Below are 19777 nucleotides of genomic sequence, written 5' to 3' on the forward strand. Positions count from 1 at the left end.
CGCGACTATGTCGCCCGCTACTGGGACCTGATGGCGCTGGCGCAGAAGGCACCGGCGCGGGTGATCGGCGAAAACGCGCTGCTGCGCGACAAGCCCGGCTTCGACGTCGAGCTTCTGACCCGCGGGTCCATTCCGGAGGACGCTTACACCAACGAGCGCCACGAGGTGCTGATGGTGATGCGCGGCCATTGGAAGCTCGGCTGGGACGGCGGCGAAGCGGTGCTGGCGCCGGGCGATACCTGCGCAGTTCCGCCCGGCCTCAAGCACAGCCTGGTGCCCTCGATGACCGGCGAAGCCAGCCTCTACCGCGTCGTCTCGACGGGGGACAAGGCCGGGCTTACCTGGCGCGGGTGATATAGAGTAATTCCGGTGAACTCCGGCTCACCGGAATTGCTTTCGTTTCTTGTTTTTGCCGCCGACGCCGAAGCGATGCCGCTTCGGCGGAAGTGCTCTAGAAAAGGCCTGGGCTTGCACATCGCCCATCCCCCTCATCCGACCCTTCGGGCCACCTTCTCCCCGTGGGGGAGAAGGGGAGGAAAGGATGCGACGTCTCGGTTCCCCCTTCTCCCCAGCGGGGAGAAGGTGCCGGCAGGCGGATGAGGGGGAAGCCACAGACGGGGCGGCAAACTGCCGCCTCTTCCCCGCAACACGTTTTGGAGGACATCCTTTGGACGACGCACTTCTCGCCCTGCTGCGCACGGTCGACACGCCCACCGTCTGCAACGCGATCGAGGTGGCGCAGGGCAAGCGCGGCTTCGATGCCTTCACCCGCGGCACGCTGATCAGCTCCGCGCCATCGGCCCCGGCGATCGTCGGCTACGCCCGCACGGCAAAGATCGCCGCCGCGTCCCCCTCGACCGAGGACCCCGCCACCATCCGTACGCGCCGCATGGATTATTACCGCCACATGGCGAGCGGCCCGGCGCCCTCGCTCGTCGTCATCGAGGACACGGATTTCCCCGATTGCGTCGGCGCCTTCTGGGGCGAGATCAACGCCACGGTGCATCGCGGACTCGGCCTTTGCGGCGTGCTGACCAATGGCGTGATGCGCGACCTCGGCGACGTGCCGGACGACTTTCCCATGCTCGCCGGCTCGCTCGGTCCGAGCCATGCCTTCGTGCATGTCGAGGCGATCGGCGTGCCCGTCACCGTCTTCGGCCTCACCGTCCATCCCGGCGATCTCGTGCATGCCGACCGCCACGGCGCCGTCGTCGTGCCGCCGGACGTCATCCCGGTACTTGCCGCCTCGATCGAGAAATTGCAGGCCACCGAACGGCTGATCCTAGAACCCGCTCGACAGCCCGGCTTCGATCTCGCAAAGTTCGAAACCGCATGGGCCACATTCGAGGCCGCTAGGACCTGATGGGTGCGAAGATCGAATCCCGGGAGTGCGCATCTGTGTCTGAAGGGCGCAGCCGACCACCCATAGCGCGTCGCGACGGTTCGCACATTGCAAGCCTAGCGCGGATCATCGAAGACGGCATTCAGCGTTGCGACCGTAATGACGATCACAACGCCCGGCCATACCATCAAGGCAGGATGGTCGAAGATGAAGACGCGGTACTCGAAAAGCATGGAGCCCCAGTCGGGCTTTGAGGGATCTGCGCCCAGGCCGATGAAGGCGAGAGAGGCGTAGGCGACGACGGCGAGCCCTGCCTGGTTTCCGACATAGGAAAACATCAGCGGCAGCATGTTTGGTAGAAGGTGGCGGACAATCATGCGCCACGGCGGCACGCCGAGCGCTCTTGCCGCCATTATGAATGGCTGGCCAAGGACACGCCGGCTCAGCGCGTGGGCAAACAAGGCATGGGGACCGATGCCGGCGAGCCCGAGCGCCAGCCCGGCGCTCAGGGGCGTGAGGCCGAAGACTGCGGCGGCAGTCAGCGCGATGATCAAGGTCGGCACGGTGATGAAGAATTCGCAGCAGCGCAGCAGCACGCTTTCCCGCCAGCCGCCGAACATGGCGGCGCTCGTCCCCAGCAGCGTGCCCGCTGTGAAGCCGATGAAACCGACCGCGAGGATGACGCAGGCCGTGCGCCAGCCGCCGGCCATGATGCGGGAGAGAAGGTCGCGGCCGAGGTGGTCGGTTCCGAGCAAATGGCTTGTCGTCATGCCGGAGTGGCGCGCCAGGATGTCCACCTCATCCGGATCGTGCGGCTGCCAGAGGCCGCCGAGGAGGAGAAAGGCGGCAAGCATTGCGAGGGTAAGCCGCGGGACCATCAGGTGAGCCTGGGATCGAGGAGGCGCAGTGCAAGATAGACGATTGCGTTCATGATCAACAGCCACGCTGCGATGACCATGACATAGGCCTGCAGCACCATCTGGTCGCGCACGGCGATGCTCTGCACCAGGAACTGGCTGAGGCCCGGTAGATTGAACAGGATCTCCATCGTCGCGGTGGAGCCGATCACCCAGCCGGCTTCGGAACGAACAGCCGACAAGAGGGCATAGAAAGCCCCTCGATGGGCATGGCGCCAGAGCGCCTGCCGGTGCGAGAGCCCCTTGGCGAGCGCCGTGCGGAAATAGGGTCGCTGCGCCGTATCCACCATATCGCGCCGATAGACCCGGCCGAAGACCGCGACCGAATGCAGCGCGATCAGCAGGACCGGCAGCAAAAACGCGGTGGCGTCATTGGCAAAGGGGCGGATCCAGCGCAGCTGGACGCCGAGCATCCAGAGGAGGATGAGACCGAGCCAGAAGCCGGGTACAGCCTGGACGAAAACTGACAGCGCCCGGCTGCCACGGTCGGCGAGCCCGCCCGGCCGCGCGGCGGCGAAGAAGCCGAGGGGAACCGCAATGACGATGGCGAGAAGCAAGCCGGAAAGGCCGAGTACGAGCGAAACGGGCAGCCGCGCGCAAAACTCCGCGAACACCGGTTCGCCGGTGCGGAAGGAGCGGCCCCAGTCGCCCGTCACGAAATCCGCAAGCCAGTGCAGATAGCGTGAGGGAAGGGGCCGGTCGAGGCCCCAATCCGCCCGAAGCGCGGCGACGGTCTCGTCCGTCGCCGGCAGGTTCCACGCCCGGATGGCGATCTCCACCGGATCGGCGGGCATCAGGGTGATGAGGGTGAAGGACGCCAGCGAAAGCGCCACCCACCCAATCACCGAGAAGACGCCGGCCCGGAGAAAACCCATCCCGGCCCCCTATTTTGCCTCGCCGATATCGGCGCGCAGGACGTAATAATCAGACCCCCACGGCTCATAGTTCGTCAGCCTCTTCGAGGCACCGACATACCAAACAGGCGAAACGAGGAACGATGCCGGTGCGTCCGTGAACAACTTTATCTGGGCGTCGAGCGCAATTGCCGCGCGCTTGTCGGCATCTCCTTCGGACGCGAAGCGGTCGAGGATCGCGTCGAATTCAGGGGAAGCGTATTTTGCGTAGTTCAGTGAAGCGCCGCTGCGCAGCATCGAGTTCAGGAAGAAGGCCGGGTCGCCGTTCGGCGCGGTGTGCTGCGCCCAGAGTGCGATGTCGAAATCGCCGGCGGCAGCAACCTCCTGGATGTTCTCGACCACCTTCGTATCGAGTGCGATGCCGAGTTTCGCGAGCTGCGACTTGACGACCGGAAGCATGGTGACGAGGTCGGGGCGCTGCGGATAGGTGATGGCGAGCAACCGGAGCGGCTTGCCCTCCTTCTGACGGTTGCCGGCGGCATCTTTCGTCCAGCCAGCCTCGTCGAGCAGGGCTTCGGCCTTCGCCACGTCGGTTGGGCGCTGTTCCCTGCCGGCAAAGGGGAAGTAGGCGGCATAGGCGCCGGTCGCGGGTTCACCGCCGTTGATCGCAGCCGCCAGTTCCTTGCGATCGAAGGCGAGGTCGAGCGCCTGACGCACCTTCACATCGGCCAGTGCCGGCCGGCCCGTGTTGAGGAAGGCGAGATATTGGTAGCCGACCGGGAAGGACTTGATCGTCAGGTCGGGATTGGCCCTCAGCCGGCTCACCACCTCAGAGGGCAGGCCGAAGGCGAGGTCGAGCTCGCCCGACTCCAGCGCGAGCGTCATGCTCTGGGCGTCACCGAATCGACGGAAATCGACTGACGAGCGGGTCTCGGCGCCTGTGAAATGGGCGTTCGGTTCCAGCGTCAGAGATGTATCCGCCTTGAAATCTGCGATCCGGTAGGGACCGGTAAAGACGGCAGCGCCGTCGCCGGCGGGCTTGTAGGCGATGAGCGGCCATTCGGCGAAGAGCGCCTGGAGGAAGGAGACCGGCTTTTCCGTCGTGATTTTGAGCGTCAGATCGTCGGCCGCTTCGAAGGTCAGCTTGCCGCCTGTCGCGAGCGCCGCCTTGTTGGTAGCGAAGGTATGGCCGAAGCCGGCGGCGAGTGCGTCCGCCGTCACCGGCGAGCCGTCGGAAAACAGCCGGCCAGGTTTCAAAGTCACGGTCCAGGTGAGATCGCCCGTGCGTTCGGCCTTATCCGCAAGCGCCGGCACCAGCTTGCCGTCCTTATCGACGGTGAAGAGATTTTCGCCGACGCCATGGCTGACGAGCGCCCAGCCATTCGAGCCCTTGGCCGGATCCAGCCCGCTCGTGATGTAGGTGGCACCGACATGCAAGGGCTCGCCGGCGAGTGCCGGGCTCGGGCCGCCGATGGCGAGCGCGGCGAGCCAGGCCGCAGCCAGGGGCGAAAGGATTTTGAACGACATGGTCTCTCCTTCAGTTCTGTTCGGGAAGATGGCGAAGCCGCTGCTTGCGGCCGGTCGGGTGATAGGCGAAGTCCTCGACGACCCGGCCGCCGAGAAGATGGTCGGCGATGATCCGGTCGACAGCCTCCTCGGTGACGCCGCCGTAATAGGTCCCTTCCGGGAAGACCTGGAGGACGGGCGCGAGGTTGCAGGGGCCGAGACAGGTGGATTTGGCAGTCATGACACCATCACCGGTCACGCGCAGCTTCTGCCGTTCCTGCTCGTTGCGCAGGTGACCCCAGATGGCATCCGCGCCGGCCGAATTGCACGGGCCGCCCTGGCAGACCAGGACGCGGCGCTTATGCGCGGGCACGAGCGAACCTTCTGCTGCCGGCCGGGCGGGCGGCGAGAGGTCCAGGTCCTGTGATGTCGCAGCGAGGTCTTTTATGAGCTGCGCCATCAGCGTGCTCGATGTCGGGCTCGCGGCAATCGACAGGGCCGGCCAGGGCCGAGGATCGACCGCGCGCCAGCGTTTCAATGTTTTCGTCAGCCAGTTGTAAAAACTCGGCTCCATCGGCAGCATGAGCGGAATGAGAAGAACGCTGCCGACCTTCGTGTCGACGAGGCCAGCCAGCGCCTCTCGCAAAGAGGGCGTGCCCTGCTCGGTGAAGGCGAAACGCACGACCGGAGCGCCGCCGAGACCCTCGGAAAGCGTGGCGAGGCGCTGCATGTCCTGGTGCGGCGCAGCGGCGAAGGCGGACTTGGCCAGCAGCAGCACGGCATCGTGCGCGGACGGCGGCGCGGGAAGTGGAGTGTCGTCGGTCGTCAACGCTGCCTCGTTTCACGGGGCTGCATTGAAAATGACGGTCGACCCCGGCATCTGCCGACAGCGACCATCATTCCTGTGGCACACCCCGACCACGGAATTATCGAATGTCAGGCAGGTCTCCTGGCTTGCGGGTCCAAGCCCTCCGCCCGTCTTCCCGGCATTGCTGCCAGTGACAAAGTGGATGAAAGGCTCACCGCTTACAGTTGCGGGACAGCTCCGGTCTTGCACCGGATTCCCTCTTAGCTCCTGCCAGAGGCAGGAGAACCATGACGCGGTGAACCTACAGTCTCGGGCTGGGCTGTCAACCGGACAACGAAGGGCTTCAGGGCATTTTCAAATCGCCGGCCCTGCCTGAACGGAGACTTGGAGAGAGAGCATTGATGGATGAGGCGTTGAAGGCGAGCGGCGATGCGACTTCGCCTGCTGTCGCTTCTTGTATAGCCGGCAAGCTTCAGTGAACGCTCGACGTCCGACGAAAACGTTCCCAGATAGAAATCCCGATGCTTGCCTTCGGCGAGAGGAACGGGGCAGCGTTGCAGAATGGACCGGGAGATGTCTTGACAAGTACCATTTTATGAACGAACGTTCGTATGCTAACTCTAGCCAACCAAGAATCCTTTCGCCACGCTTCCACCGAGGAGATGCAATGCAGATCGCTGGACTTCTTTACGGGTCGGCCTTGTTGAAGCTTGTCGGCTTCGAACACGCGCCATTGCTGGGGCCGAGTGCTGATGAAAGTGAAATCAAGTCCATGATCGAGGCTCATGGCTCGGTTTTCGTGAAGCCCGTTTTTGGTGCCGCTATCGGCAAGAAGGGCAAGGCCAATCTGGTGGCCCGCGCCTACGACCTGAAGACTGCGCTCGCACAGAAAGAACGCCTCTACTTTGCGGAGCACTCGAACGAAACGATCTCGGTAAAGGCAAATGGGGTCACGTACGAAGCCTATGTCCCCTCCGAGCATGAGATATATTTCTCAATTTCCGACAGCACGAAATTCCGGGCGCCGACCGTCACGATCAGCCACTGCGGCGGCGTGGACATTGAGCAACTGCCGCATGACCAGGTGGCGGAGATACCGTTTGATGCACTGACGGGCCTCAAGGCCTTCGTCATAGCGAATGCGCTTGCAGATCTTGGCGCGCCACCGGAGATCATTTCACCCCTGGTGCAGGCGCTACCCAGGCTTTGGGAGCTGTTTCGGAACTACGGCGTTTCGACCCTGGAAATAAACCCGATACGCCTTCTTCGTGGAGAAGGCGGGCGTCTCGTGCCCGTCGCGTGCGACTTCAAATGCGCGTTTGATCGAGACGATCCCCGTGTGGCTCGCCTTAACCTTCCCGAACACCTGTTTAGTGTCGAGCGCTCTGATTTCGAAATGGAAATCAATGCGCTCAGGACGCACCAGGGGCAAAGCGACGTCTTTGTGGTCAATCCGAACGGGACGATCCTGGCGCCGACTTTCGGTGGTGGCGCAAATGCTCTGGTAACCGAGATGCTTGGTGAGGACGCGATAATTTCCACCGACTTCGGTGGAAATCCTCCGTATGAGAAAATGAGGAACGTGGCGAGCATTTGTTTTCGTCACTGGCTCTCAAGGGCAAACGTTCTTCTGGTGATTGGGGGACGATCCAACAACACCGATATCTTCACAACATTCAGTGCGATTGCCGACGCGCTGCGCGAGCATTTCTCGCGCGCGGGACCTACGCCTCTTTTTGTCGTCGTGGGGAGGGGCGGACCAAATCTTGTCCGGGGAATGGGGGCTTTCGCCGAAGCACTCGATGCGCTTGGCGTGCCATACCGATTCTTCGGTTTCGACAGTGCCCTCAGTGAAGTCGTTGATTTCGCGCAGTGTGCAAACACGTGGATGAGGACTGGCGGCCGCGAAGCCATTTCAAGAAACCTCGCGACCGGAATTTCCGCTCCCTAATCTCAAGAAGCAGGATTGGCCTATGGATCGACGGCAGAACTCGCACGCGCTGCGGCGCGGACCGTTTCATCATTTCGTCGGGGTGCGGCAGTTGGACGAAATTGCAACACGGCAAGATCGCGTGTGCGTCCTGAACATCCTCGGGCAGGAGTCCCGCCTCGTTACCCCGGTTAGCCATGTCTTCTCCGGCGGCGGCATTGTCTTCGGAACGTCACCCGGGAGGTCTGGCACGGTCTTGAAGACCGAGATTGGAGACATTCCGGTGTTCAACGATGTGCGTCAGGGATTGGCCGCGGGGCACGCATTCGATACGGGAGTTGTCTATCTTCCGCCGTCCGCTGTCCGCGACGGCGTGGCTGAGCTCGTGCGCGTTAATCCGGATCTCAAGAAGATCGTCATTGTGACCGAAAAGGTATCGGTCCATGACTCAAGAGAGATCCGGGCCATTGCCCAGGCGCATCAGGTCGACGTTTTTGGAGCAAATAGCCTGGGTGTTGCGGACAGTTGGAACCGAGTGCGAATTGGCGGTGCCTTGGGCGGGGATGACCCTGAACTGACCCTGGTCAAAGGCAGCATCGCGATCTTCTCGAATTCCGGAAATTTCACGTCAACGATCGCGACCTATCTGGCGAGCGCCGGGTGGGGAACCACGACGCTGATCTCAAGTGGCAAGGACTGCTATGTTCAGTTCGCCGCACCCGAATTCATCCATGCCTTCGACAATGACCAGCGCTCACGCGCCGCAGTTCTCTACGTGGAGCCAGGCGGCTATTATGAGCAACACCTGCAAGCCAGCAAGCCGGTTGTGGCATGCGTTGTTGGGCGCTGGAAGGCGCGCCTGACGCACGCGGTTGGGCATGCCGGTGCAATGGCCGGAAGCGGCGATGATGCTTTTGCCAAGGAACGCTGGTTTCTTGAACAATTCGGCTGTTCGGAGCCGTTTACGCCCGCAAATCCGGTCTGCAGCGCCAAGGGAGCGCTTGTTTTAAACATCGCCCACATTCCGGCTGCCCTGGACGCTGTTATGAAACTGAACAGCCAGGTCGCCGATTTCCCCCCGAAGGGCGACTTGTCGCTCAAGCCATGGCTGGGAAACAACCAAGGCATCGGCCTGCCACCGCAACTTGATCTTCCCGTTGTGCAGGCGCCGGCCCCATTCTCGCGACAGATAGATCTCCTGAAGGCGAGCATCGGCGCGACCTTCGCCCGCCGCCCGATGCGAAATGCATCTGGGGCAACGCAAATCGACAGCCAAACAAATTCTGCACGCCTGCACGGAAACTCCGTCCTGGACCTTGCAAAATCCTCCTTCGCCCAAAATCTGGGATTGGCGCTGCTGCGCGAGCGCCCAAATCGCGACGTTAGCCGCGTCATAGATGGGATGCTGACCAGCGGTTGCTCACTCGACAACACAGTGCGGGATGCCGTCAGCATCGCCCACGGCACAGGCGGGATGCGCAATATGGGCATGGCGGTTGCCGCTGCTTGTCTTGGCCCGCAGCATGCCCGGCCAGTACAGAGGGCCACAAAGGTTGCCTTGGATTTCCTGTTTGGTGCGACAACCATGCAAACGGCCAGGAAAGAGTTGCTTGAAGAGCCCGATCTCTACGCACCGGAGGTCGATGATGCGGCACGTTCCCTACTTCAAACTTTGGAAGATCTGAGCGAAGCGGCGCCACTTATGGAATTGCTCGACCGGGATCAGGGACACCCGACACGGGATTTCGTGATGGCTCTTGGCGCGGCCTTCGTTTGCAAAAGCGCTTTGTCGCGGCGGCGAATTCCCATGGAAACAGCACTCGCATTTCCGTGGCACATCACGATTGTCTCCGGAATCATCTGCGCAATCGGCGACGCGGATGTGCTGCCCGATGCAAACGACGGGGATTTTGATCGACGCATCGCGCGATTGATCGCCGGACGACCAGTCGACGACGCATTTTGTGATCGCCTTCGAACGCTTTTCGGGCTGCTCATAACGAACGGGCCCGGAGCAATTTCTGCGCAAGGCGCGAAATGTGCCGTTTCCGCAGACGGACCTGAGAAACCCTGGCGAGTACAACTCAACAAGGCCTATATCGGTTTTCTCGCAAGTTCAGGATTTGCCCACGGCGGAAACGGCTATGAGGGTGTGCAATTTCTTCTGGATTGCTTCAAGCATACATCCGTGGCTGATCCAGGCAGCGGGGAACGTGAAGTCGATGTCGACGCATTGGCCGAGCTCGTTGCGAACACCTTCAAGCGCGACAAGCAGGCGCGGAGCGACGGGCAGGGCCGCCAACTCATACCCGGCATCAATCACCCCGTTTTTCGGGGGCAGTCCGTCAACATCGACCCGAGGGAAGACTATGTCTGGACGCAACGGCAGCGCTCGGGCACCGGGAACATTTTCCATGAATTTTACCGTGCCTTTGTGAAGGCTCTTCACAAAACAGGCGTCACGCCAAACGTGTTCTGCGTGAACATCGACGGGGTCATCGCCGCCGAGTTGCTGGCAGCATTTTGGCCATTGATAAGGTCCGGCGAGATGGACATCTCAGATCTCGAGAATGCAGCCTTTACAGTCTTTCTAGTCGCGCGAATTGTCGGCTCCGCCGCTGAAATTGAAGACCACCGCATCCGTGGCCGCGACTTGGACATGCGGGCGCCGCAGGCAGATTGCTCGTTCGTGATCTAGCATTAACCCGACAGCGCGGACGATTGGTTTTCGCAACACAATTCCGGACTCTCGTGACGCCGTGGATGAAACGCGGCGCTCCAGGTTCATCCGCAATTCGAACGCGGCCAGCTCGGCCATCGGCCGCTTGCTGTTCAATCCAGTAGAGATGAACAGGGGATCTCCTGGGCTGTCCTTCACCTTCGCGTTTTGGCGCAAGACTCCAAATTTTCAGCGATTACACCGATCGTTTTTGCCGAATTGACCATCGGAATTCAGTTTTCAAGCCACGTTGGAGCGTTTTTCAACAAGGTGCAAACATATTGGCTTGACATGAACGAACGTTCGTATGAATTTGCAGTCGTCGACGGTGAGGTTCGCCGGAACGAAAAACTTAGAACGAGTCAAAGGAGAGGCATATGTGGCGTATCGGCGTCGATATTGGGGGGACGTTCACTGACGTTGCTATCGTCAATGAAAGCACCGGAGCATTGGGAATCGCAAAGACGGCGACCACCCCGCGCGATTTCGGCCAAGGTGTGGTGAATGGTCTGAGAGACGCTATAGCGGAATACAATATTGAGACCGATCGCGTTTCTCTGTTGTCGCACGCGACCACGATCGTGACCAACGCGCTCCTGGAGGAGAAAGGCGTCAAGGCCGCGCTCATCACCACGCGGGGCTTCCGGGATGTCCTTGAACTGCGGCGGTCTGCCCGCGCTGATCTCTATGATCTTTTCCAGGATCCGCCGTCTGTTCTCATCCCGAGGCATCGTCGTTACGAAATCACGGAACGCATTTCGTCGGAAGGCGAGGTCGTCACACCTATCGCCCTTGAGGAAGTCGATGCTCTCGTCGAAAAACTGAAAGAAGAAAAAGTCGAGGCGATCGCGCTGACATTTCTCTTCTCCTTCCTGAATGATTCACATGAACGTCAGGTCGGCGAAAAACTGCGTAAAGCTCTGCCGGATATTCCGATCTTCCTTTCCAGCGAAATTCTCCCCGAAGTGCAGGAGTTCGAGAGAACGAGCACCACGGCTGTATGCGCCTATGTCGGGCCGCTGCTGGAATCCTATCTCTCGAGGTTGAGAGAAGCGACTGCGGGCCTAGGACTGCCCAGTCTCCATGTCATGGCATCTTCGGGCGGCGTGTTGAATGTGAATGAAACACTGCGCATGCCCGCGCAAATCGTTGAATCCGGACCGGCGGCTGGCGTGATCGCCGCAATGCTCGTCGGAGAGCAGATTGGCGAGCCGTCGCTGCTTTCCTTTGACATGGGCGGGACGACAGCAAAAGCATGCTTGATCAAGGACGGAGAGGTAGAGACGACAGCAGAATATGAGGTCGGAGGATCCGCAAGCCAGAACCGCTGGCTCCATGGAACCGGTCATCCCGTTCGCGTTCCGGTCATCGACCTTGCGGAAGTCAGTGCCGGTGGCGGCAGCATTGCCTGGGTCGACCCGGCTGGCGCCCTTCGCGTTGGACCGACCAGTGCCGGTTCTGAACCTGGTCCGGTGTGCTATGGCCGCGGCGGCACGAAACCGACTGTAACGGACTGCAACCTTATCCTCGGCTACCTCGACCAAGGGTCATTGCTCGGCGGGCGGATGTCGATAGACTTCGATGGCGCCGCGGCAGCCATTGAAGAGCACCTTGCCCGCCCCCTGGGACTGACGGTCAAGCAAGCTGCGGCAAGCGTCATCCAGATCGTCAACAACGCGATGTCCGAGGCGCTTCGTATCGTCTCGGTCGAACGTGGGCACGATCCCCGTGAATTCGGGATGGTCGCATTTGGAGGTGCCGGCCCGCTGCACGCAGCCGCCTTGGCGGAAGAACTCGACATTCCGGAAGTCATTGTCCCCCCGATCCCCGGCGGCTTCTCCGCGCTTGGTCTGGTGGGCGCCAATATTCGCCGCGACTATTCTCGCACGCTCTACGGCTCGCTTTCCAAGCTTTCCCCGGAATCGCTCGAACATGTCTGGCAGGGGATGGAGGTCAATGCTGCCGAAATGCTGACCGAGGCGAGTGTCGGCCGCGAAAATTGGCAGTTCAAGCGCTCCGCCGGATTGCGTTACGCTCGCCAGGCTTACGAATTGAACGTGTCTGTCGGCGAGCACGCAGCAGATTCCGGGCTGCTGAAGCAGATGGAGCAAGACTTCCACGCAAAGCACCAGCACACGTACGGGCATCACAATGCCAAGGAACCGGTCAACGTTTCGACGCTGCGGCTGACAGCCTATGGCAAGCTTCCACCGCTCGATCTCGCGCAGCCCGCCGTAGCGGAAGCGACCAGTCTGAAGTCGAACCGCATGGCCTGGTTCGCCGCCACTGGGGAAGTGCTGGCGGAAGTCCACGACCGAGCAAAGATCGCGTTCGGTTCCACCATCGCCGGTCCGGCCATCATCGAATCTTTCGATAGCACCATTGTCGTCCCGCCACGCTGGAACGCGAAGATCACGTCTAAGGGCTTTGTCCGTATGGAGCGCAAATAATGGACCACATTACCAAAATCTCGACGACAGACGCAGCGACGTTCGAAATTATCAAGAACAGCCTCTTGAAGGCCGCTGAGGAAATGAAGATCGTTCTCGCGAAGGCGGCCTTTTCCCCGATTCTGAAAATCGCCGGCGACTATTCCTGCGGGATCTTCGACCGAACAGGCCAGATGGTGGCGCAAGGCCCGGACCTTCCGGTCCATTTGGGTTCCATGCCGGAAGCCGTCAAAGCCATTATCAAGGTCTTTGGCGACGGCATGGTCGATGGCGACGTATTCGTGCACAACGATCCCTATTTCGGTGGAACGCATCTGCCCGATGTCAACGTTGTCACACCGATCTATTATACTGGTATCCTGATGGGCTTTGCCTGCCTGCGGGCTCACTGGCCCGATATTGGCGGCGACACCCCCGGCAGCTATGGCACGGTCACCAGCATCTTTGGCGAAGGCCTTCGGCTACCGCCGGTCAGGCTCTATAGCGCCGGGGAACCCGTGGCCGATGTCCATAATATCATTATGGCGAATGTCAGGACGCCCGATGAGCGCATGGGGGACCTCGGCGCGCAAGTCGCGGCCAATCGACGGGCATGCACGCGTCTGCAAAATCTGGCTGCAAAATATGGTGTCGAGACGATCATCTCGACGATGACCGACATTCTGGATTACTCCGAGCGGTTGATGCGGCTTCGCCTCAGCGAGCTTCCTGACGGGAGCTCCGTGTTCGAAGACGTCTGCGATGGCGACGGAATTCTTGAGAACGGCGAGGAGAAGGATGCGACGTTTACCGTCCGAATGACGGTAACGAAGACCGGCGACAGCATCAAAGTCGACTTCGCCGGTTCGTCTCCGAAGGTCGCAGGGCCTATCAACTCCCCGCTGGCAGTGACCGCCTCTGGCGTCTACTGCGCGCTGAAAATGATCGTTGATCCGAACAGCTTCATCCCGCCGAATTCGGGTGCCTGGCGCCCCATTGAGGTGACGGCGCCCAAGGGCTCCGTGGTGAATGCAGAGTACCCGTCTCCCGTCGTCTACGCGAATACGGAAATGGCGCACCGCGTCTGCGACATGATGTTTGGCGCGGCAGCGCAGTTCCTGCCAAACCATGTGATGGCCTGCTCGCAAGGCACTTCCGGTGTCGTCACCTTCGGCGGCATGGATAAGCGCACCAACGCCCCATATGTCAGCTATGAGGTGGTCAAGGGCGGAACGGGTGCTCGTCGAGGAAAGGACGGTATCAACGCGCTGTGCGCTGGCATCGCCAATACGATGAACACGCCGGTCGAGACGGTGGAGCTAAGCTTTCCGTTGCGCGTCGACAGGTATGAGTTGGTTCCCGACAGCGGTGGCGCGGGACGGTATCGAGGCGGGCTGGGCGTCCTCCGTGAATGGACGATCCTTGATACGCCGTGCCATGCAACGGTCTGCTTTGAGCGCACCGTTTCTGGCCCGTTCGGTGTCTGCGGCGGTGAAAAGGCGCCTACGGCAAAGGTTGCCTTGCGTGATCCGCAAGGCCGTGAACGGGCCTTGAACAGCAAGGAGACGGTGATTGCACAGCCAGGCTGGACCATCGTTGTGCAGGCGCCGGGCGGAGGCGGGTACAATAGTGTTTCCGAGCGCGATCCGTCGGCGCTGAAGACTGACGTGCTGGAAGGCTATGTCAGCGCATCCGCGTCCAGAGACGTCTACAGGCAGCTCGCTTAGATACAACGTCCATCGACGGCGGCCCAACAGGGCCGCCGTTCCCTTTTTCATATCAAGGTTTGCCGAAATGTTCGATTATCCCGAGCTGTCGTTGTTGATTGGGGGCAAGTGGGTTCGGCCGGTTGACAGCCTGCCGGTCTTGAATCCGGCTCACAACAACAGGATCGGTTCAGTTCCAGTCGCGCGCCGGAATGATCTCGATGATGCGCTCGATGCGGCCGAACGGGGCTTCAAGATATGGAGCAGAACGGCGCCATCGGTGAGAGAGGCCATCTTGCAGCGAGCTGCCCAGTTGCTGCGCGACCGTGTCGATCTGATTGCGACAATCATGACCCTCGAGCAAGGCAAGACGCTGAGGGAAGCCAGGCTTGAAACCTTGCGAGCGGCGAGCATTATCGATTGGGATGCCGGCGAGGCGAGGCGCCTCTATGGCCGGGTTATCCCGGCAGGGCCGGACATGCAGCACACGGTTCTGCGCCAACCGATCGGTGTGGTAGCAGCATTTTCCCCTTGGAACTTTCCATTGAATGCACCCGCGCGCAAGGTCGCAGGAGCACTTGCTGCAGGCTGCTCGATTATCTTGAAGGCTTCTGAGGAAACACCCGCGAGCGCCGTCCTGCTCGCACAGGCATTCCAGGATGCCGGCCTTCCCGATGGCGTCCTCAATCTCGTCTTTGGACACCCGGCGGAGATTTCGACGCATCTGGTGAGTAGCCCAGTCGTACGGATGGTTAGCCTGACGGGCTCCACGTCGGTCGGTCGGCAGGTTGGGAAACTTGCTGCCGACGGTGCCAAGCCAGCGGTCATGGAGCTCGGCGGACATGCGCCGGTGATCGTTTGCGCCGATGCCGATCCCGTGCAGGCTGCAAAGATCTCAATCGCCGGAAAATCACGAAACTCTGGCCAAGTTTGTGTTTCACCGACACGTTTCTTCGTTGAAGAGCCCATCTACGCAAGATTCGTGGAAGAGTTTGCTACGCTTGCCTCCAAGCTTCGGCTCGGGAATGGACTGCTTGAAGACATCGATATGGGCCCCTTGGCAAATGAGCGGCGGGTATGCGCCATTTCGGACATGGTTGAAGACTGCCGCTCCCACGGGGCAAGACTGCTTTGCGGTGGCGCGCAGCTGAAGGATAATGGAAATTACTTCCCGCTGACGGCCTTCGCAGACGTGCCGGACGACGCCTTGGCAATGCGGGAAGAACCGTTTGGTCCTCTCGCGCTGATTGCGCCTGTCGCAAACTTGGACGAAGCAATTGCCAAAGCCAATTCACTGCCGTTCGGACTTGCTGCTTACGCATTCTCTGACAGGGCTTCAACAATACGCAGACTTGCTGAAGAAGTGCAGTGCGGGAATCTCGCCATAAACCATGTGACCGCGTCTTTCGCCGACACGCCCTTTGGCGGCGTCAAGGAGAGTGGTTTCGGCCGCGAAGGTGGCACGGAAGGCCTTCAATGCTACACAGTCGCGAAGTTGATCTCCCACCGAATTCTTGAGCCGGTTGAATAAGCGCGGCACGCAAGCGGTGCCGACTGATTTGGAAGTCGGCACCTAACCGGAATGAAGGTGTTTCGCGCGTTATTTACCGCTTCGCGGCACCTTGGCGTGACAGACGCGTCGTTTTACTCAACAGTATTTTTCGTGAAACCGCGCCTTGCCGGCTCGAGCTCAAGCTCGTCATATTGAACAAAGCGCATTTCGCTCGCGATGTCGATTGGGCCCAACTTCCGAGCCCGTCCCCTTAACGTCCTACCGAGTGTGATATCCTTGCGCGCCTCGATCAAAGCAGGCGTGCTAGTGGCCATTCTCCAATAACCTCTTTTCCTTCGCGTACCGGACAAGGGCAAGGAAGCGATATATTCCGTGAACGAACTTGCTATATGGCATCGTCAGAAAAAGGCTCAAAACGACGCCGAGATGAACTGACAAAATGATGCCCATGGCAGGGGTGCTGCGCAGGACAAGCAGGAGCAGACCGGTCAAGCTCGTCAACAGCAGCATCAGGATAAAAGCGACGTCCATACCTGTTCGTGATTCGTCCGTCAGAAGCGGATTGCGCCGCCACTTATGGGCAAGAAGCCCACAAGGACCAATCACCAGCCCGAGACCACCAATCGTTCCGAGAACGACGGGGAGGTCGTAAGCGGGGTAGGGGGCCTCCATGCCAAGGGCGTAGTGATAGAGCGTTGCCGTTGAAGTCGACGCAAAGCAGAGGATGAACCCGTAGAATGTGAGGTGATGATAGATGCGCCGCCGATCCGTGGGATTGTCGTCGTCATTCATGCATCCCACGCCGCCACCATCAAGGTAACGCAATGTGGATGCGTCCTTCATCGCCTGCCAAAGGGAGGCCGGCCGACCCAGCGTTCCGAATGGCTCGCCGATATCCTTCCAGAAATTTCGAACGCCCATGGAAATCGCGACGATTGCATAGAGCAGAGCGCCACCGAAAAGCAGGGCCATCGTGTTGTGCGGCATCAGTTTATAAAAGGCGCCCGGTCCTGTGTGGACGCCAAAGAAGACATTGGGATCATGCGCGGCCAGGAACGCGATCAAGAATATCGATACGATCAATGTCGTGCATATGCTGATCCAGAGGCCATTGTCCTCGAAGAACTCCGCGAAAGCGCTCGGCCAGACGTAGCGTGCGTAGGATTCGTTGCGCAGGATCGCCAGCGTTTGCGGAACGTTTACGTTGAATTCGTGCGGGGGCGAGAATTGGCAGTCGGGCATGCAGGCGCCACAGTTGTGACAGAGGTTTGCCAGGTAGTTCAAATCGCCGTTCGTGAAGCTGCGCCGCATTTCCATTGCAGGGAATACCGCGCAAAGCCCCTCGCAGTATCGACAAGAATTGCAGATCGTCATGAGTCGATCTGCTTCGACAAGGGTTGCGGAGGAGCGATCGACAATCGTCGCACTGCTTGTATTTATATGATTTTCCAAAGCGGTTTACTCCTTTCCGAAGCCAGCGCGGCGTTCCGGCCGGCAATACGGCCGAAGACACTCCCAATTGTCATGCCGATGCCGGCGGCATAACCGCGGCCCAGCACGTTGCCGGCCATTATTTCGCCTGCGGCGAACATGTTTGGCGAAGGGGTGCCGTCCGCCATGAGTATCCTGGCGTCGCGATCGACTTTCACACCCAGGTAGGTGAAGGTAATTCCCGGCCGGACCGGGTAGGCATAATATGGTCCACTTTCCAGCTTCCTGGCCCAGTGGCTCTTGGGAGGCTCCAAGCCTTCCGTACGGCAGTCATCCAGGTTCGTGTGATCGAAATTGCCGGGGCGGACCGCTGCATTGAACGCAGAGACCGTGTGCTCCAGCGCTTGCGGAGCCAGTCCGAGTTCCAAAGCCAGACCACGAATTGTGTCTGATTGCACGGGTGGAAACAGGGATGGCATGAACAGCTCAAGCGAGCTGCTGTCGAAAATAATATACGCAATCTGGTCAGGTTGCGCAGCAACCAGTCGCCCCCAGATCGCGTATCGCTTCGGCCAAACGTCTTCCCCTTCATCGTAGAAGCGTTCCGAAAGCTTGTTCACGACAATGCCAAATACGACGCAGTCAAGCCGCGTAATGATGCCGCCGTCGAATTTGGGCGCGCGGGCATCAATTGCGACTGCGTGACATTGGGTTGGATCGCCAACGGACTTTACTCCGCCATCAAGCAGCATCTTGAGCACGGTCCCTCGATTGTACGGTGTGCCCCGGATAAGAAAATTATCCGCAGCCTCGCCCCAGCCCTCCTTCAGCCAGTCTGTGTTCGCTTCAAACCCTCCGGATGCGGTGATCAGCGTACGGGCCTCAAAGCGACATGCCGAACCATTCAAATGCGCCTGGAGGGATTTGAACTCTCCATGCACAATCTCAATTCCCGTGACCTCCGCGTCATAGAACACGTCGACACCGAGTGTTTCGGCCGTACGGTAAAGAGCGTTCAGCATGGCCCGCCCCCCGCCGAGGAAGAAGGAATTCGTTCGTCCAAGGCTGAGGGTTCCACCAAGGGAGGGCTGGAAACGCACCCCCTGATCAGCAATCCAGCCGAGCATGTCTTTGGATTCGCGGATCATCAGTTCCGCGAGTTCCACATCTGTATTACCGGCTGTTACGCGGAGCAGGTCTTCAAGATATTCGGCCTCGGAGTAAGGCCCAGAAAGAGTGGCCGTCGCGAAGTCATGAGCACAACGCATGTTGCGTGTATGGCGCGTGTTTCCTCCACGGTAAAAGTAGGGAGCCCCCTCCAGGACGAGCACTCGGGCACCAGCGCGCCGAGCGCTTATGGCAGCACAAAGGGCGGCGTTTCCGCCCCCGACCACAATGACGTCATAGTCCATTTTGAATCCCGGCATTGTACTCGCCCAAACCGGAACTCGGCTCGGGCGCTTCGTGGTGCTTCAGTCAATGGACTCAACCGGTCGTGAAGCCCGCCACCACGGTCTGGGTATGTTCCAGCGTTGGCGTTCCGTCGTAACAATGGCTAACGAGTTTACGCCAGGCAGAAAGCCCGTCTTCCGCATTTTTGAAGTGAACGAGGTGATCGTCCATAGTATTCCATCGAACAAAGAGATGATATTTGTTGGGGCTCTCGACAGATCTCCTGATCTCCATGCCACTGCATCCCCTTGAATTGCGGAAAACGCTGACCGCCTCTGTAGCACCTGCTTCAAAAGCGGCTTCCATTCCGGGTTTGATGGTGATTGTTGCATGTTCGATATACATTTTCTGCTTCTCGCCTTTCTTTGATATTTCGGCAGGGTCCGCACGTCCGTTCCGTTTCGCGTGTTTTGAGTCAGCCTTGCTCCAGCCCAACAGGCAGAGCGAAGATGCTGCGTTATGATGGATATGAACGAACGTTTGTATATAGACACACAACGCGTCGTCGCTGTCAACGCCATCACAGACCTCTCACCAGTGTGCAGTCATGTTGGAGGCGGACGCCGGGCGAGTTTAAAAATCGAGAGGGGAGGCTGCGATGGCTGAAGTTCCGAATTCTGCCGGAGGTCAAAGAAACCAGCGCGGCCCGGCCAATTTGCCGACGGGCAGGAACCGGAGCCCCGGATTGCGAACCAACCTGGCCGCGGCTTAAACCGAAGTTCCTCGTTCGATTATTGTGGAAAGCACCATGTCAGTGATCGTGCCGTCGCAGCCATCGATCGCCTGAATTCGCGCCAGCACGCTCCGTAGCTCCTCGGCATCACGCGCCCGTACTTTCACAATAGCTCCAGCCTCACCCGTCAATTCATGAATTTCCTCTATCTCCGGCAGGCCGATCAGCGTTCGGAGTTCGGCAACCGTGCTGAGTTTGTGCGCACGAGCCCGAATGAAGGCCAAAAGCGGCCTTCCGATCTTGACCGGATCAAGAATAACCGTGGTCCTCTTGATAATTCCATCTCTTCTCATTTTCTTGACGCGCTCATGGACCGCGGGCGCGGAGAGGTGGACGATATTGCCCAGCTCGCTGTAGCTGCACGCAGCATTGGCCAAGAGCACGGCTAATATTTTTCGGTCTGTATCGTCCATCTCGGCCCCTCAATCCTTCAACGC

Annotated in this window: 15 protein-coding genes and 1 riboswitch; of the genes, 7 read left to right on the forward strand and 8 right to left on the reverse strand. The window is 59.9% G+C overall.

Annotation, left to right across the window (positions count from 1 at the left end; genetic code table 11):
• Together AC1RWL_RS31960 and AC1RWL_RS31965 are read left to right on the forward strand one after the other, a co-directional pair.
• The coding region (locus tag AC1RWL_RS31960) for a cupin domain-containing protein (RefSeq protein WP_493097496.1) at positions 1-354 on the forward strand (354 nt) is incomplete at its 5' end.
• Between the two features lie 313 nt (positions 355-667).
• Positions 668-1363, forward strand: coding sequence for an RraA family protein (locus AC1RWL_RS31965; RefSeq protein WP_493097497.1), 696 nt, complete (start codon positions 668-670; stop codon positions 1361-1363).
• Between the two features lie 95 nt (positions 1364-1458).
• On the opposite strand, the gene AC1RWL_RS31970 is transcribed toward AC1RWL_RS31965, so the two are convergent.
• The 4 genes from AC1RWL_RS31970 to AC1RWL_RS31985 are packed head-to-tail and all read right to left on the reverse strand — an operon-like array spanning position 1459 to position 5448.
• Positions 1459-2196 (reverse strand): ABC transporter permease, encoded by a 738-nt coding sequence (locus tag AC1RWL_RS31970; RefSeq protein WP_493158611.1) that lies wholly within the window; start codon positions 2194-2196, stop codon positions 1459-1461.
• A 23-nt stretch (positions 2197-2219) separates the two neighbouring features.
• On the reverse strand, positions 2220-3134 hold the full coding sequence (locus tag AC1RWL_RS31975) for an ABC transporter permease (RefSeq protein WP_493097500.1): 915 nt from the start codon (positions 3132-3134) through the stop codon (positions 2220-2222).
• A gap of 9 nt (positions 3135-3143) precedes the next feature.
• The gene (locus AC1RWL_RS31980; RefSeq protein ID WP_493097502.1) at positions 3144-4640 is read right to left on the reverse strand and encodes an ABC transporter substrate-binding protein; all 1497 of its coding nucleotides are present in this window, start codon (positions 4638-4640) and stop codon (positions 3144-3146) included.
• A 10-nt stretch (positions 4641-4650) separates the two neighbouring features.
• Positions 4651-5448, reverse strand: a complete 798-nt coding sequence (locus AC1RWL_RS31985) for a (2Fe-2S) ferredoxin domain-containing protein (RefSeq protein WP_493097504.1) — start codon at positions 5446-5448, stop codon at positions 4651-4653.
• Between the two features lie 93 nt (positions 5449-5541).
• Positions 5542-5733, reverse strand: a riboswitch (cobalamin riboswitch).
• Positions 5734-6094: 361 nt separating this feature from the next.
• Here AC1RWL_RS31985 and AC1RWL_RS31990 point away from each other — a divergent pair.
• The 5 genes from AC1RWL_RS31990 (at position 6095) to AC1RWL_RS32010 (ending at position 15742) form a co-directional block, all read left to right on the forward strand.
• Complete coding sequence (locus AC1RWL_RS31990) at positions 6095-7378, forward strand: ATP citrate lyase citrate-binding domain-containing protein (protein WP_493097506.1); 1284 nt, start codon at positions 6095-6097, stop codon at positions 7376-7378.
• Positions 7379-7400: 22 nt separating this feature from the next.
• Positions 7401-10055, forward strand: coding sequence for a CoA-binding protein (locus AC1RWL_RS31995; RefSeq protein ID WP_493097508.1), 2655 nt, complete (start codon positions 7401-7403; stop codon positions 10053-10055).
• A gap of 398 nt (positions 10056-10453) precedes the next feature.
• Positions 10454-12526: a hydantoinase/oxoprolinase family protein gene (locus AC1RWL_RS32000; protein ID WP_493097510.1), complete on the forward strand. Its 2073-nt coding sequence runs from the start codon at positions 10454-10456 to the stop codon at positions 12524-12526.
• Positions 12526-14232: a hydantoinase B/oxoprolinase family protein gene (locus AC1RWL_RS32005; RefSeq protein ID WP_493097512.1), complete on the forward strand. Its 1707-nt coding sequence runs from the start codon at positions 12526-12528 to the stop codon at positions 14230-14232. The genes AC1RWL_RS32000 and AC1RWL_RS32005 overlap by 1 nt, the downstream gene beginning before the upstream one ends.
• Positions 14233-14299: 67 nt before the next feature.
• Entirely contained in the window at positions 14300-15742 is a 1443-nt protein-coding gene (locus AC1RWL_RS32010) for an NAD-dependent succinate-semialdehyde dehydrogenase (RefSeq protein ID WP_493097514.1), read from the forward strand.
• A 285-nt stretch (positions 15743-16027) separates the two neighbouring features.
• Here the strand turns inward: AC1RWL_RS32010 and tcuB are convergent, their stop codons facing one another.
• The 4 genes from tcuB to AC1RWL_RS32030 all read right to left on the reverse strand — a co-directional run bounded on the left by tcuB (position 16028) and on the right by AC1RWL_RS32030 (position 19753).
• Positions 16028-17098, reverse strand: a complete 1071-nt coding sequence (gene tcuB, locus AC1RWL_RS32015) for a tricarballylate utilization 4Fe-4S protein TcuB (protein WP_493097516.1) — start codon at positions 17096-17098, stop codon at positions 16028-16030.
• 62 nt (positions 17099-17160) lie between these two features.
• On the reverse strand, positions 17161-18567 hold the full coding sequence (gene tcuA / locus AC1RWL_RS32020) for an FAD-dependent tricarballylate dehydrogenase TcuA (protein ID WP_493097518.1): 1407 nt from the start codon (positions 18565-18567) through the stop codon (positions 17161-17163).
• A 73-nt stretch (positions 18568-18640) separates the two neighbouring features.
• Positions 18641-18952, reverse strand: coding sequence for an antibiotic biosynthesis monooxygenase family protein (locus AC1RWL_RS32025; RefSeq protein ID WP_493097520.1), 312 nt, complete (start codon positions 18950-18952; stop codon positions 18641-18643).
• A gap of 363 nt (positions 18953-19315) precedes the next feature.
• Entirely contained in the window at positions 19316-19753 is a 438-nt protein-coding gene (locus AC1RWL_RS32030; RefSeq protein ID WP_493097521.1) for an Lrp/AsnC family transcriptional regulator, read from the reverse strand.
• Between the last annotated feature and the right edge of the window lie 24 nt (positions 19754-19777).

Source organism: Shinella sp. GW821-FHT10F02 (assembly GCF_058809275.1).

Coding starts and splice junctions, on each gene's coding strand:
- tcuA (WP_493097518.1), bottom strand. CDS start 18,567: ATGGACTATGACGTCATTGTGGTCGGGGGCGGAAACGCCGCCCTTTGT.
- AC1RWL_RS32030 (WP_493097521.1), bottom strand. CDS start 19,753: ATGGACGATACAGACCGAAAAATATTAGCCGTGCTCTTGGCCAATGCT.
- AC1RWL_RS31995 (WP_493097508.1), top strand. CDS start 7,401: ATGGATCGACGGCAGAACTCGCACGCGCTGCGGCGCGGACCGTTTCAT.
- AC1RWL_RS31975 (WP_493097500.1), bottom strand. CDS start 3,134: ATGGGTTTTCTCCGGGCCGGCGTCTTCTCGGTGATTGGGTGGGTGGCG.
- AC1RWL_RS31970 (WP_493158611.1), bottom strand. CDS start 2,196: ATGCTTGCCGCCTTTCTCCTCCTCGGCGGCCTCTGGCAGCCGCACGAT.
- tcuB (WP_493097516.1), bottom strand. CDS start 17,098: ATGACGATCTGCAATTCTTGTCGATACTGCGAGGGGCTTTGCGCGGTA.
- AC1RWL_RS31990 (WP_493097506.1), top strand. CDS start 6,095: ATGCAGATCGCTGGACTTCTTTACGGGTCGGCCTTGTTGAAGCTTGTC.
- AC1RWL_RS32000 (WP_493097510.1), top strand. CDS start 10,454: ATGTGGCGTATCGGCGTCGATATTGGGGGGACGTTCACTGACGTTGCT.
- AC1RWL_RS32010 (WP_493097514.1), top strand. CDS start 14,300: ATGTTCGATTATCCCGAGCTGTCGTTGTTGATTGGGGGCAAGTGGGTT.
- AC1RWL_RS32025 (WP_493097520.1), bottom strand. CDS start 18,952: ATGTATATCGAACATGCAACAATCACCATCAAACCCGGAATGGAAGCC.
- AC1RWL_RS31980 (WP_493097502.1), bottom strand. CDS start 4,640: ATGTCGTTCAAAATCCTTTCGCCCCTGGCTGCGGCCTGGCTCGCCGCG.
- AC1RWL_RS32005 (WP_493097512.1), top strand. CDS start 12,526: ATGGACCACATTACCAAAATCTCGACGACAGACGCAGCGACGTTCGAA.